Origin of the sequence: Alicyclobacillus sacchari (assembly GCF_004366795.1) — a bacterium.
Lineage (GTDB): Bacteria > Bacillota > Bacilli > Alicyclobacillales > Alicyclobacillaceae > Alicyclobacillus > Alicyclobacillus sacchari.
Window position 1 is genome coordinate 168,709 of the sequence record NZ_SORF01000004.1, and the last position, 13,835, is coordinate 182,543.

Here is a 13,835-nt window from a genome sequence, read left to right on the forward strand (position 1 = left end):
TGCCATAACCGCGTCGCGTAAAAAAACTGGCCGCTCCACCTGAAAAGATGGAACGGCCACTGTTCACACTCTTGTAACCGATGTGGGGCTTGAATTATTGATAGTAGCCAAGATCTTGCGCGATGTGCTGACGGACGACTTGCGGATTCGTGCCGAATTGTCCGAAAGTGCCCACAGCCCCCTGCGCAGCCGGATAGTTGGCACCGTGGAAGGCGCCTGCTTGTTGACTTGTCATGACACCGACTTGATTGTGCAAATCTTGTTGGATGTGCTGTTGAACCATCTGTGGGTTGGAGCCAAACTGGCCAAGTGTGCTATGCGCAGCCGGATGCTGAGCATAACCGTAGCCAAACGATTGGCTATGGATCTGTGCGGGAACACTTTGCATCACCTGATGCGTCACGCCCATAGGTTGCGCTTGATTCATGGTGCCGTAACCATAACCGTGCAAATCTTGTTGGATGTGCTGGCGGACCATCTGCGGGTTGCTGCCAAATTGGCTCAGTGTGCTGCCCGTCGGCGCTTGCGGAGCATATCCGTAAGACGGTTGTGCGTACCCGAGATCCTGCGCGATATGTTGTTGCACGATCTGCGGATTGGTAGCCCCGGCATGCATAGGCGAAGACGCGTAGGAATAGCCCGGATGCAAATCTTGTTGAATGTGGCTTTGCACCTCTTGCGGATGCGTGCCGAATTGGCGCAGTGTGTTAAACCCTTGCCCCATAACGTTGTTCTGGCCTGCGCCAAACGATTGGTTCATGTGCATGCCAAACGTCAACTCCCTTTTTGGTTGATGGGTGCTTCGGGTAAAGTATGCGCGAGTGCCATTACAACCATGCAAACCTCACAGATCGCAGAAAAACAAAAAGCTCGCCCGAGGGCGAGCTCACAGGTCGTATGTGTTATACATTCAGTGTAACCGACCAGTCTTCCACAGCCTGGCCTTCCAAGAATTTTTCAGCGTCCATCGCTGCTTTACAGCCGGATCCAGCCGCCGTAATGGCTTGCCGATAACGAGAATCCATCACATCCCCGCACGCGAACACGCCGGCGACAGACGTTTCCGATGTATTCCCCTTCGTCACAACGTAACCCACCGCATCCAGTTCCAACTGACCACCGAGAAACTCGGTATTCGGCCTGTGCCCAATGGCGACAAAAACGCCGTCGGCTTCAAGTTGTTTACGCTCTCCCGTCTCGTTGTCCACGACTTCTAAGCCGGTTACTTTGTTGCCGTCGGAGAGAACCTTGTCTGACGTCGCGTTCATCACAAAACGAATTTTTTTGTTCGCCCGAGCGCGTTCCTGCATCACTTTGGATGCCCGCAACTCATTGCGCCTGTGGACAATGGTAACCTCCGAAGCGAATTTCGTCAGGAACGTCGCCTCTTCCATCGCTGAATCGCCGCCGCCCACGACGATCACGCGTTTGTTTCGGAAGAAGAATCCATCGCACGTCGCGCAAGTTGACACGCCACGGCCAATCAGCTCGCTCTCTCCCTCGATACCCAGCATCTTCGCCGACGCACCCGTGGCGATAATCAACGCGTCAGCCGTATAGACGCGCTCCTTATCAACGGTGATGGTAAAAGGCCGCTTCGACAAATCGACGGAGGTCGCTTTACCGCGCGCAAAGACAGCACCGAACTTTTCAGCCTGTTTCTTCATTGACTCCATCAATTCAGGTCCCATGACGCCATCGGCGAACCCCGGGAAATTTTCCACTTCTGTCGTCAACGTCAACTGGCCACCCGGCTCTTCACCTTCAAAAACGAGCGGCTCCAAGTTCGCTCGTGCGGTATAAATCGCCGCAGTATACCCAGCCGGGCCCGTGCCCAGGATGATCAGTTTGCGATGTTCCATATACCACGCCTCCACTCGTTTTCTGTCATCCTATGTTACCCGTTCGGACGGGCAACTTCCACATGACCAGCGACACAGATCGCTTTGCCGCGGTCGACCGCGAAGTACAAATCCGCTCGTATGACTTCGGGTACTTCCTCGCCCCACTGCGACATGCGAAGCACCGCATCAAGAACCGTGTCGCGATGTGGCTCCATGCTTGCTGAACCACTGTTGACCTCGGCCTCGCTCCAGATCCCACGCGCATCCGCATCTGTGAGCGGGATCAGACGCACGGCGGGCAAGGTCTGCGTCACTGTTCGACGCAACACGGCGACACCCCGTTCCTCGGAAGACAAGTGTAAACGCAGGAGCGGACCAAAAAGCGGATCGGTCTCTATCGTCACATGAAACGCGGCATATTCTTCTGCCCGCTCGTCCGGCTCCGACGCAGCCTGCAGCCCAATCGCCGCCAGGGCATCAGACAATGCGGGCCATGCCAGCGCGAATGACGGCTCGTCTCCCATACCCATAGGTGTGCTTGCCAAAATGACATCTCGTGACTTTTCGGTATGAATACGGTCAAGTTCTGGCACCACACCGGGGTCCTTGTCCCGGTATTCGTGATACGCAATGACCTTCGCCAACGCCCGTACCGCTTGCTCCGGAAATGGGTAAATCGGAATTTCGCGCTCAGGATCGACTTCGAGACAGCGTACTCGGTAGTCGCCCGTGGTCAAGAAGTTCGCAACGACAGGTTTTTCATACGGGTGGCGCACACCTGGCGTCGGTGGATCGTTCGCGACTTCACAGAGTGCCGCCGAGATCGCAACTCGCACAGCCTCTTCGTTCGATGGTCCAACCGGCGTAAACAAAACGATGACCGCGTCGATCGCCGGATCGCGTAAAACTTGCGGCAACACAATTCGGTAGCTCTCCGCTAACGTTTCGAAGCCGATGTTAATCACCGGCCCGACAAACTCAAGTCCCTCGCGCACCAACCTATCCACAGTCATCACGGCACCGCCGGCAGTATTCGTCACGACCGCCACTCGTCGGCCGGCGCGGATCGGACCCGCGCGCAGAAGCACCGCCACGTCGAATAGCTCTTGCAACGTATCGACGCGGATGACCCCTGCTTGCTGGAACATCGCCTCCACCGTCGCATCTTCGGCTGCTACGGAAACCGTGCGCGAATTGGCGACGTCATGGCCGACTGGCGTGCGTGCGCTCTTGACCGCCAAAATTGGCTTCTGTCTCGTAATTCTGCGCGCAAGGCGCGAAAAATTACGCGGGTTTCCAAACGACTCGAGGTAGAGCAGAATCATGTCGATGGACGGATCGGCGCCCCAATACTGAAGGAGATCGTTGCCGGAGACATCGGCTCGGTTGCCTAGGCTGACAAAGCTCGATACGCCGACACCGATGTACGCGGCATAGTCGAGAATCGTGATACCCAGCGCGCCGGAGTGAGATGCGATCGCGACCCTGCCGTACTCCGGCACCTGTGGCGCAAAACTCGCGTTGAGCCGCGTCTCTTCATCCATCTGGATCAGGCCAAGGCTGTTCGGCCCAATCAAGCGGCAGCCCGCATTGCGCAACTTTTCAAGCAATTCGCGCTCCAGTTCCAGTCCCGGTGGATCCATGTCCGAGAATCCGGACGATACAATCATCACATGTTTGATCCCTGCTGCGATCACGTCGTCCGCGACGGACAAAATCTGGCTCGCCGGCACCACAATGACGGCGAGATCGACCTGCTCTGGTACGTCGCGCAAACTTGGATACGCTCTGACAGCGGCGACCGATTGCGCCGAGGGGTTCACCGGGTACACGGTGCCCCGGAAATCGCTGTTCAAGATATGACGAAAAATGACATGGCCGAGTCGATCCGCGCCTCGTGACGCGCCGACCACTGCCACGACCTTCGGATGAAAGAAATGATGAAGTGATGTCATGCGGTACTCGTCCTCCTCTGTGGGGAACAAAACGGGCCGCAGCGCTCACAAACGCCGGCGGCCCTGCAGGTTCCATCACCCTTGGTACGCTTGGTCAAGGAACGCTTCGACTTGTTCCTTCGATTTTGCGTCACGGCTAAAGAGGCGCGTGACCTCTTGACCGTTTTCATAAGCAATGAACGTCGGGATCCCGAGGATTCCGAGTTCTTCTCCCAATTCGGGCAACTCGTCGCGATTGACACGTACCATGGAGAACGAATCTTTGTATTTGGCTTCCCATTCATCAAAATACGGCTCGATGCGGCGGCAATCCGGGCACCAGTTAGCGTAGAATTCTACCATCACTCGCCCATTTTGCGTCACTTCGCGATAACGATCGTTCGACGTGATCTGCTCCATCGTCGCTCTCCCCTTCCGCCGCTATTATACCGCGAACGCATTGGCCGACAAACTACGTTGACGGGCCGGAAAATAGGCTGTCGTGGAGCCTCTGAATCGAACATGCTGTCGAACGAAGCCATATGCTTGACATGAAGGCTAGTCTGCCAGGAGGTGTCGCGGATGAAACTTGGCACGTTCATCAAATTGGGGACGCTCGCGTTTGACGTCGCCCGCGACGAGCGCGTGCAGGAATTGATGCGCATGGCGCACAACGGAGCAAAACGCCGGGGACTCTTGCAATCCCCGCCAGGATCCCGGCCGCAACGGTGAATCTCAACTTGTATGGTGTAACCATCCTCATACGGAAGATGGTTGCGCCAAACCAAATCGCGTTCCCCCTTCGATGCAGTGCCCTGCCCTCACTGGCAGGGCCTTTCTATGATTGCTTCACGTTTGCCTCCCCTTGGCGCTATCCTCGACGCCATGGAACCGCCGCGCCCGTTCCGACCGGACGTGGCAGCCACTTGACGGGCGAGCGGTGAGTAACCGCCAACCCCGAGGTGGCCCTCATCGCCTCGCTACCGCCATACCGGGAGCACAAGAAAATGAGGCGGATCAGATTCGATCCGCCCTCAAAAGGAGTGGCGTGGACAGCTGATACGACGACTGGTGGTGTGACCACCTTCGGCCCCCGTCCGTCTCAGGACGAGAGCCGGCGAAACGTGACAATCAATTGATCCCGGTAGCGCCGGATATCGACGATACGAATTTGCTGATTTTCAACAGCGTCCTTTAATTCACGCATCATCAGGAGGTTTTTAGCCTCATCAGCCTGCGTGAAAATCACCGTTTCGAACGGAGGTTCCATCTCGATCGACCCCCATTTCATCCCCTGCATCTGGAAGAAACGGTATCGTTGTGAATCATGATACATGCAAGGTCAGGTTGACGTCAATCTTATATGTAAAATTACATAACATATTCAACAGAATTTTTTCTTGTATGTTAGATTTTTTATCATGTGAATTCATAAAAAAACCCCAGCACAGTTGTGCGGGGCTTCATCTTCGACTCTTCGTTAACGGCTCGCTCGGTGTCGCCAATTGGGTGCGATCGCGTAATCTCGCCAGTGTCCCCAGGTTTCAGTTCGATCGTATTTACTCACATCGCTATGAAAACATATCACGACTTGCGCATCGTCGAGTTCTGGATGAATCTTGACAAGGTATCCGTCGGCATACCGCATGGCCGCCAAGGCGAAGGGTAAGTCGCGCAGAAACCTGCGATTGCGCATGCCAGCTCGCCCGTGAACTCCCGCGCCGCTGATGTGAACGTGGACCTGCAACTCAGACGGCGAATTCCACTCGGCTACAATCGACTCGCGAACCCATCGCCCGTAACGGCGCGACAACTCAGCGTCGTGAAACTGTTTGCCAATGCTCACATACATGCGTCCGGTGCGCAAGGAGCGTATGCAAGTATATTTGCGGCCGACGACAGGATCGTCTGGGGTCACATCTTCGAGAAATACGGTATGAACGCGATGGGGCAACCACTTCAACTTGGCTTGATCCATCCGCTTCCCCGCCTTCACAGAGTGACGTTCGCCCATCTATATGACGCGATTCACGTATTGGTGCACGCAGATCCATGCGGCCATGCGGCGTTAAGGTATGTCGTTCGCCAGCGTTTCGATGAACGTGGTGGCATCGACCGATCCGAACCCCGTCACTGCATCCCAGCCAGGTTTGGCCTCGTAGCCAATGACACCGTTATACGTGTTGTCCCCCACCACAATGTCACGGAACCCCAATTGACTACTGTAGCTGTATAGAACTTGCGGTAGTGACGACAGCGGTTTCCGCCCCAGACTCGCCCGCCGTTCGTTGGCAAGCGCAATCATCGCCGCAAACACCGGGCAGGCCACGGATGTTCCACCGACAATTGTGGGCTGTCCTTGAAACACCATTTGATACCCGCTGTCAGGGTCAGCATTCAATGCAAGATCGGGCACACCTCGTGCATGGCCGGGAACCGCCGTCTGCCAAGATGGCTTGGGAAATATATCTGAAAACCCACCACCGCTGGCACCGCCATGTTGAGGACCCAGATACGTCCACGCGCACTCTCCGCCATGTGCATACAAATGCGTGCCACCCACGGCAACCGCATGAGGACTCGTCGCTGGCGCATCTGCATGGCGCGAATACGGTCCGTAGGGGTTGTGCAAGCCATAGGCACCTTGGTCGCCAGACGCAATACAGACCGTCACGCCGCGCTCATCCAACTTCTGAATGATGTCAGCCATCGACTGCAGCGCCCCGGCATCGAACGAATCCTCGCCGTCACCGTAGGAGATCGACAGGACGCTTGGACGATACTGGTTATCGTTCAAAATGTAATTCAACGCATGCAGCATCGCGGCTTCAAACTCGGCATAGGTCTCTCCCGCGTTCGCCTCGTAGATGACAAACTGTGCCCCTGGTGCAATCGCCCCAGCCCACTGCAAGTCAAGTGAGGCTTCCTCGTCATCCTCACGCATACCTCCGTCATTGCGAGTCCCATCGATCGAAACAAAGGCAACCTGCGGCGGCGTGATGCCATGCATCTTCCAGAACAGAGTCGCATCCTGAAGGCTGTAACCGCTCGAAAACTCGACAATACCAATCGTCTGGCCGGCCCCAGTCAGGTCGTTTGGGATGTTGTACAGACGCCGAATGTCCGCTGGAAAATAGCCTTGACCACCATTCGCCAAAGCTTGCCCCGAGCGATTTGTATCGGCAAAGTGGATGTGTTTAAAAACATGCATCCCACATACCTCCTTGTGTGCTTGTATCATCCACACTTGAAAGGTATGTGGGAAGCCCTCAACCTGTCCGACACAAATATCTATTTATTTGCTTCGCGCGCTGCAAGTTCACCTTGTATGCGCCGCAAAAGTGCCTTGCAACCGAGTTGCACCAATCTGTACACTTCGTCGAATCGGCCGTCGTAGTATGGATCAGGAACTTCATCGAGCGGTTCATCAGGGACGAGATCCAACAAGCGAAAGACGCGATTCGAGCGAGATGCCCCAAGCCGTTCCAGCGCCTGCATGTTATCGTTGTCCATCGCCACGACATAATCCGCCTGTTGCAAATCGTCAGACGTCACCTGACGGCTGACCAGTCCTGTCCAGTCAATCCCGTTTTTCTCCAAAACGCGGCGCGTGCCAATGTGCGGCGGATCACCAGCATGCCAGTTGCCGATCCCGGCCGAATCGATGTCAATTTCGCCCGTGAGACCAGCTTCCTGGACCATGTTCCGAAAGACCGCTTCCGCCATCGGCGAACGGCAAATGTTCCCTAAACAGATAAACAACACGCGTATCACAGTCGTCCCTCACCAAATGAATCAGTCTTGGATTCGGTAAATCCAAAAGCGCTCCCGCGTCAGTTGCTGCACAACCTCATCACGGAGAGCCCCACCTTGCGCCAACGCTTCCTCCATGCGGGAAAACATGCCTTGATACTGCGATTTGTGAGCCCGCATGGCAGCCATCTTCTGTTCGAGGACGGATGAAACATCGAGCACGAAATCGGGCTCGCCAAGAATCGATTCCGCGTCGTTGACGACAGCCGAACCCCAAATCACTGGCCTCTCCTCTTTCGGCAAGCGCTTCACGGCGATCACCGCGGCATGCGACATCGCGTCGTGATCGGGATGCACACCATACTTGGGATAATAGGTCATCAAAATCGTCGGCTTTACCTCTCGAATGACGGCTTCAATCCGATCCGCCACCCGTTCCGGGTCCTCAAATTCAACCGTTTTATCCCGCAAACCAAGCAAACGCAGATCGTCCACACCAAGAGCCTGGCACGCATCCTCCAATTCACGGCGGCGGATGCTTGGCAACGTCTCGCGGTTTGCAAAAATCGGATTGCCCATGTTGCGTCCCATTTCGCCAAGGGTGCCGCAGATGAGCGTTGCAGGGGTGCCCGCCTTCGTAAATAGGATCACCGTGCCCGCCTTGCCAAACGACTCGTCGTCAGGGTGCGGAAACACGAGCAGCAGATGGCGCGTCTTTTCTATGTTCGCCACGATCACTCCTCCTCCCACTCGTCCAGCACGCCCATTGGCCAAGGCGTTCTCGACAATTGCAACGCGACGGCGAGCCGCCCTTCAGCATCGTGTCCAGCGAGCATCAATCGCCCCTCGCCGTCCACTTCATAATCGGTTAACCCTTCGGCGTAAATCCACCCTGACGCCATTTTTAAGCCAACCCGATACGGACGGCTGCCCGCGATTTGCGCTCGTTCAAACTTCACCAATCCATTGCGAATATAGGCACAAACGGCCATGGGTTGACCGAACCGGTGCGCGGCATATGCGCCATTGGTCGTCTCCAGGTGCACATACACATCGTCTCCGACAAATCTCTCCAGTGCTGCTTGAACCGACTGTACATCGATTGGCTGCAATTCGTTTCCCTGCTTTCCTGCCGACCACAACGTCGGAGATTCAAACAATTCGCCACCATCTTTGCCAAGACAAAAACAACAACAGCCTAGCTCGCCTGCCGATTGGGATCGAATGTTTGGGGCCCTCCCAAATCGTTGAACGCCGCCAATGACACCGGCGCGATCGCGATACTCCATGACAAATCGCTCATTGGCATGACATTCCGCCTCGCGAATGTGCCATAATCAACAGGAGTGCCTACTCTATCGTGCCAAATTCGACTATCCCATTGCAAATGTGATCACATTCAACGAGGAGGCCGTCTCGTGCACGCATCCGACTGGATTAAAGCCCTGCAACTCGAACCTCACCCGGAAGGAGGCTTTTATCGCGAAACCTACCATTCTCCCGTATGGATGGAGGACGAGTCGACGTTGGCGCGCTACGGTTCGCCGCGTCGAAGCGCCACATCGATCTATTTTTTATTGCGTACGCAAGACGTGTCCCACTTCCATCGACTCAAGTCGGACGAACTCTGGTATTTTCACGCGGGCGATCCGCTCGTCGTCCACACCATCGATGCCTCAGGCACCTACCAAGCACATGCGCTCGGCGTGCGTATGCACCGCGGTGAACGACCACAACTGCTCGTCCCGAAAGGGGTCATCTTCGGTTCGTCCCCTGCGCCACACGAATCCAACGAACGTGTTTTCGGCTACTCGCTCGTCAGCTGCATGGTCACGCCAGGTTTCGATTTCCGCGACTTTGAGTTATGCAGACGGCACGAACTCGTCGCACAGTTCCCTCAACACGCAGCCATCATCTCGCGACTGGCGCTTGCCTGAGCGCTTTTTCCATGCGGACGTGCAAGATTCCCGCATCGTAAAATGGCTCATCACTGACCGTGCAGTAGCCAAGTTTGTGGTAAAACCCTTCTGCATGGCACTGTGCATCGAGGACGGCGCGGTTGAATCCATCCGCCAGCGCCAACGCCTCGATGGCCGCCATCACAGCCCGGCCATAGCCACCCTTCCGGTATGACCTCAACACTGCGACTCGCTGAATTTTGGCCGTTCCGCCATGCACGTCGCCATAAGGCTTGTATCGAGCCGTGGCGACGGGTCTCCCATTCTCGTCTTCTATATAGACATGATGGCCGACGCCGACAGCATCTTGGTCATCTATTTCTTCCTCGATAGGCACCTGTTGCTCTTCGACGAACACCCGGCGCCGAATATCCAGGCATACCTTCAATTCGTCTTCCGTTTGGACGATCACAACGCGCACATGCAGCCCTCCTGTCGCTTGGAAACACTCCTTCGCAAGGCGTATCATAATGCCAGTGTAAGGAGGAACCGGAATGTCTAGTGTGCCAAATAACCTTGACGCCGCGCAACTGAACGGCCGCAAACGCGCTTTATTTCTCATGACCATTGCGCTTGGCGTGTTACTCAATCCGCTGAATTCATCGATGATCTCGGTTGCGATGACGAAATTTCAGCACGTATTTCACGTCCATTTTACCACCGCGTCCTGGCTCATTTCGTCCTACTATCTCGCCAGCGCCGTCGCCCAACCCATCATGGGTAAACTGGCAGACCTCCTTGGGCGCAAACCCTTGTTTCTCGTCGGTTTATTGCTCGTCGCACTCTCGTGTTCACTGGCGCCTTTCGCCCCTAGCTTCGCGTGGCTGATCGTTTTGCGCTTAATCCAGTCCTTGGGGAGCGGTGCCGTTTATCCCGCAGGCATGGGCATCGTGCGCAATGTGATCACCGAACGACAGTCGCAGGCGCTCGCGCTTCTCGCCGTGTTCTCATCAGGTGCAGCCGCATTTGGCCCTTCCATTGGTGGCATTATCATGCATTACGCCGATTGGGAAGGGGTTTTTTGGGTCAACTTCCCGTTCATCGTTGCAAGCTTTCTACTGGCCATCTGGGTGTTACCTCGAGGCCGCGCTACAAGCCAAACAGCGCCGCTCGGGCAGCGGTTGCGCGCGATTCTGTATGAACTCGACCTGCTGGGAATCTTTTTCTTTATTCTCGGCATCATCGGCGCCATCGTCTTTCTGCTGTCACTCACTGCCAGACCCTCGTGGTGGGGGCTTGCCCTTGGCGTCGTCGCCTTTGCCCTCTTCGGCTGGCGTGAGAGCAAGACGGAGCAACCGTTTCTAAGCCTCCGTTTCTTCCGACAAAACGCCGCCCTAACGTGGGTGCTCATCCAGTTCGCGACGGTCAACATCATCTTTTACTCGGTGTTCTTCGGTATGCCGACATACCTCCAAGAGGTGCGACAGTTCGATACGCAGGAAACAGGACTGCTCATGCTCTGCGTGGCAGGGTTCAGCCTCATCACATCGCCCATCACAGGGCGTTGGGTGGCCAAAAGCGGATCGCGCCCGCCGCTTGTCCTGGCAGCCGTTTTCATGACCGTCGGCAGCATTCTCTACCTGACCTTACATAGCCAATCACCCGTGTGGTGGCTGGCCGTCGTCCTGTCTGTGCTCGGACTCTCGAACGGTTTTAACAACGTTGGGCTGCAAACAGCTTTGTTTCGCGCCAGTCCGCGCGAAGTCATCAGCACAGCTTCAGGTTTATTTCAAATGGCCCGATACATGGGAACGATCATCTCAACCGTCGTACTGGGGTTACTGTTCGGTACTCACCTCACGACAGGGCAGTTGCACATTCTTGGCGTCGTCCTGGCCTGCCTCGGCATCGTCGTCTTGATCATGAGTTGGCGCATCCCTCGCGGCCGTTAAGCCTCGCGATCCGTCTGATCCCAGCGCAGCGGCGGCGCCGCAGTCGAGTCTCGCAAAACAATGTCGCCGCAAATATGTAACTTTTCCCGCGGGGCATCCGGATGGTCGATCCGCTGTAACAGCAAATCGACCGCCCGCGCCCCCATCTGCTTTTTATCCACGTAGACCGTGGTCAAAGCGGGCTTCATCTCCGACGCGTCATCGATGTCGTCAAAGCCCGTCACAGAAACGTCAGCAGGTACATCGACATCAAATTGCCGGAGCATCGTCACGACACTGATGGCAAGTGAGTCGTTGGCACAAACGAATGCCGTGGGCATTTCGCCCCCACGTATCAGTTGACTGACGACCCGTGTTAAACAAGCCATGTGTTCATCTCTCGTTACACCCAAACTGCCCACCAATTCGTTGGACTGGCGCAACGGGATACCGTGCTCCTCGAGCGCCGTCCGAAAACCTAGCCAACGATGTCGAAAGCTTTGCGCAAAGCAAGGATCTCCGACAAACTGCAGATGGCGATGACCTTGGCCAAGCAAAAAGTGTGTCAATTGACGAGAAACATCAAAGTTATCCACAAATACCGTGTCGGACGGTACCGACTCGTCCTCGTGATCGATAAGGACGAAGGGCAATCCCAGTTTGCGAATTTCTAGAAGCAGTGACGTAGCCACCAGTCCCACGCCGATCACGCCGAGAACGCCGGAAGGATTCAACACCTGCAGAAAGTTTTCCGGCGAGTGTTCCGTGACGAGTATGGTTCCATATCCCCTGTCGGTTACAGCCGTTGAAATCCCATCGACGATTCTTCCCCAAAACGACGATGCTCGGTTTTGCATGCGCACATTGGGCAACAGCACAACAATCGTATTCGCTTTACCTTTCTCTTTGGCAACGCCTGACTTCCAATGGTTACCTCTATTCTCCTGGAGAAAATAGCCTAATTGGGTTGCAATTTTCACAATTCGTTCGCGCGTCTCGTCACTGACGCCCGACTGTCCCGAAAGAGCTTTGGAAACCGCATACTTCGACACACCAGCTTGCTCGGCAATTTGCTGCATCGTTACCTTTTTTGCCATTTGACCCACGCCCTCTACTCCTATATCACCTTTTTGTTAGCCTAACTGATTCACGCGCATTCGTCTAGAGAGATCGCCATCATCAATGTCATAGCCACGCATGGAATCCACAGTTGCTACAGTACACATAGTTAGCTTAGTATAGTGTTTGTTATGCTAACTATAGGTGGTGAGATGATTCTGAACACGATGAATTTACGGCAACGAGTGGCAAACGAAGGAAGATCGATTCTCACTTGGTGGCGAAAACATGCGCTACGAAACGACGGAACCTTTTACGGCAGGGTGACCACCGATTGTATTCCCGATCCGAACGCTGATCTGGGAGTCATTCTTGCTACCCGCATTCTGTGGACCTTTTCTCGTGCTATCCATACCGGTTTTGAAGCTAGTGCAGAAAACCGGCATATCATAGACAGCATGTGGAATATGTTCAAATCTGCATTCTGGGATCAAACCCACTTGGGCGTATTTTGGATGGTGGATGCAAACCAGCAACCGGTTCAGACGCGCAAACACATCTATGCGCAGTCGTTCGCCATGTACGCATGCGCAGAATACTACGCAGCGACAGGCAAGCAAGAAGCACTTTTGTATGCGCAACTGATTTACGAATGCATAGAACGCTACGCTCGCGACTCCGTGCATGGCGGATACTTCGAGTCGTTCTCAGTGGACTGGAGACCGATGCAGGATCAATTGGGCATCTCCGATCTCGCTGCGCCGAAGTCGATGAATACACATCTCCACCTGCTGGAAGCGTACACGCGTTTATATCAGGTATGGCCCAATCCCGAGTTGCGGGATCGTCTGCGTGATTTGCTCCAAGTCGTTGCTACGCGCATTGTCAATCCGCAGACCTCCCATTTCCAATTGTTCTTTGATGCTGATTGGCGACCACTTTCCGACGTCATCTCGTATGGCCATGATATCGAAGGTTCCTGGCTGCTATGCGAAGCGGCCGAAGCCTTGGGAGACGGTGCATGCATACAGGCAACACGACAACTGGCGGTACAAATGGTGGATGCCACCCTTGCCGAAGGCTTGGATGCGGACGGTGGTTTGTTCAATGAAGGGCATGCGGGACGCGTGATCGATGATGATAAACACTGGTGGCCACAGGCAGAAGCTGCAGTTGGACTGGTGAACGCCTATCAAATTACGGGCAATCCAGAGTATTTCAAGCAGAGTGAACGGGTCTGGGATTTTATTGAACAACACATGTCCGACCGTCAGTATGGTGAATGGTATTGGCTGGTGGATCGCTCGGGAAACCCAGACAAGACAAAATGGAAAGTAGAACCGTGGAAATGTCCGTATCACAACACGCGAGCGTGTCTGGAACTGTGGCAACGACTCGCGCCGGAAGGAGAGTAAG

General features: G+C 55.1%; 16 protein-coding genes. 4 read left to right on the top strand and 12 right to left on the bottom strand.

Annotated features, from left to right (window positions below; genetic code table 11):
• Positions 1–94 precede the first annotated feature (94 nt).
• From C7445_RS05780 to C7445_RS05795, 4 genes are all read right to left on the bottom strand, one after another.
• On the bottom strand, positions 95–766 hold the full coding sequence (locus tag C7445_RS05780; protein ID WP_134159101.1) for a hypothetical protein: 672 nt from the start codon (positions 764–766) through the stop codon (positions 95–97).
• Positions 767–902: 136 nt separating this feature from the next.
• Complete coding sequence (trxB, locus tag C7445_RS05785) at positions 903–1,862, bottom strand: thioredoxin-disulfide reductase (RefSeq protein ID WP_134159102.1); 960 nt, start codon at positions 1,860–1,862, stop codon at positions 903–905.
• 35 nt (positions 1,863–1,897) lie between these two features.
• Positions 1,898–3,799, bottom strand: a complete 1,902-nt coding sequence (locus C7445_RS05790) for a CoA-binding protein (protein ID WP_134159103.1) — start codon at positions 3,797–3,799, stop codon at positions 1,898–1,900.
• A gap of 75 nt (positions 3,800–3,874) precedes the next feature.
• Positions 3,875–4,198 (bottom strand): thioredoxin family protein, encoded by a 324-nt coding sequence (locus tag C7445_RS05795; RefSeq protein ID WP_134159104.1) that lies wholly within the window; start codon positions 4,196–4,198, stop codon positions 3,875–3,877.
• A gap of 162 nt (positions 4,199–4,360) precedes the next feature.
• On the opposite strand from C7445_RS05795, the gene C7445_RS14540 reads away from it, so the two are divergent.
• The gene (locus C7445_RS14540) at positions 4,361–4,510 is read left to right on the top strand and encodes a hypothetical protein (RefSeq protein ID WP_166669014.1); all 150 of its coding nucleotides are present in this window, start codon (positions 4,361–4,363) and stop codon (positions 4,508–4,510) included.
• 370 nt (positions 4,511–4,880) lie between these two features.
• On the opposite strand, the gene C7445_RS14545 is transcribed toward C7445_RS14540, so the two are convergent.
• The 6 genes from C7445_RS14545 to C7445_RS05820 all read right to left on the bottom strand — a co-directional run bounded on the left by C7445_RS14545 (position 4,881) and on the right by C7445_RS05820 (position 8,643).
• A complete protein-coding gene (locus tag C7445_RS14545; protein WP_208320844.1) occupies positions 4,881–5,048 on the bottom strand; it encodes a hypothetical protein in 168 nt (55 codons plus the stop codon).
• Positions 5,049–5,258: 210 nt separating this feature from the next.
• Positions 5,259–5,756 (bottom strand): staygreen family protein, encoded by a 498-nt coding sequence (locus C7445_RS05800; protein ID WP_208320845.1) that lies wholly within the window; start codon positions 5,754–5,756, stop codon positions 5,259–5,261.
• 90 nt (positions 5,757–5,846) lie between these two features.
• Positions 5,847–6,989 carry a S53 family peptidase gene (locus C7445_RS05805; protein WP_166669015.1) on the bottom strand — a complete coding sequence of 381 codons (1,143 nt, stop codon included), beginning with the start codon at positions 6,987–6,989 and terminating at the stop codon, positions 5,847–5,849.
• Positions 6,990–7,069: 80 nt separating this feature from the next.
• Positions 7,070–7,552, bottom strand: a complete 483-nt coding sequence (locus C7445_RS05810; protein ID WP_134159107.1) for a low molecular weight protein-tyrosine-phosphatase — start codon at positions 7,550–7,552, stop codon at positions 7,070–7,072.
• A 21-nt stretch (positions 7,553–7,573) separates the two neighbouring features.
• Entirely contained in the window at positions 7,574–8,263 is a 690-nt protein-coding gene (gene bshB2 / locus C7445_RS05815) for a bacillithiol biosynthesis deacetylase BshB2 (protein ID WP_134159108.1), read from the bottom strand.
• 2 nt (positions 8,264–8,265) lie between these two features.
• A complete protein-coding gene (locus C7445_RS05820; RefSeq protein ID WP_134159210.1) occupies positions 8,266–8,643 on the bottom strand; it encodes a YojF family protein in 378 nt (125 codons plus the stop codon).
• 306 nt (positions 8,644–8,949) lie between these two features.
• On the opposite strand from C7445_RS05820, the gene C7445_RS05825 reads away from it, so the two are divergent.
• Positions 8,950–9,468: a cupin domain-containing protein gene (locus tag C7445_RS05825; protein WP_134159109.1), complete on the top strand. Its 519-nt coding sequence runs from the start codon at positions 8,950–8,952 to the stop codon at positions 9,466–9,468.
• Here C7445_RS05825 and C7445_RS05830 read toward each other — a convergent pair.
• Entirely contained in the window at positions 9,443–9,910 is a 468-nt protein-coding gene (locus C7445_RS05830; RefSeq protein WP_341770533.1) for a GNAT family N-acetyltransferase, read from the bottom strand. The two genes, C7445_RS05825 and C7445_RS05830, sit on opposite strands and share 26 nt — an antisense overlap.
• Before the next feature lie 73 nt (positions 9,911–9,983).
• On the opposite strand from C7445_RS05830, the gene C7445_RS05835 reads away from it, so the two are divergent.
• Entirely contained in the window at positions 9,984–11,381 is a 1,398-nt protein-coding gene (locus tag C7445_RS05835) for an MFS transporter (RefSeq protein WP_134159110.1), read from the top strand.
• Here the strand turns inward: C7445_RS05835 and C7445_RS05840 are convergent.
• Positions 11,378–12,457 (bottom strand): LacI family DNA-binding transcriptional regulator, encoded by a 1,080-nt coding sequence (locus tag C7445_RS05840; protein ID WP_134159111.1) that lies wholly within the window; start codon positions 12,455–12,457, stop codon positions 11,378–11,380. The two genes, C7445_RS05835 and C7445_RS05840, sit on opposite strands and share 4 nt — an antisense overlap.
• Before the next feature lie 189 nt (positions 12,458–12,646).
• On the opposite strand from C7445_RS05840, the gene C7445_RS05845 reads away from it, so the two are divergent.
• Positions 12,647–13,834: an AGE family epimerase/isomerase gene (locus C7445_RS05845; protein WP_243834984.1), complete on the top strand. Its 1,188-nt coding sequence runs from the start codon at positions 12,647–12,649 to the stop codon at positions 13,832–13,834.
• Position 13,835 lies beyond the last annotated feature (1 nt).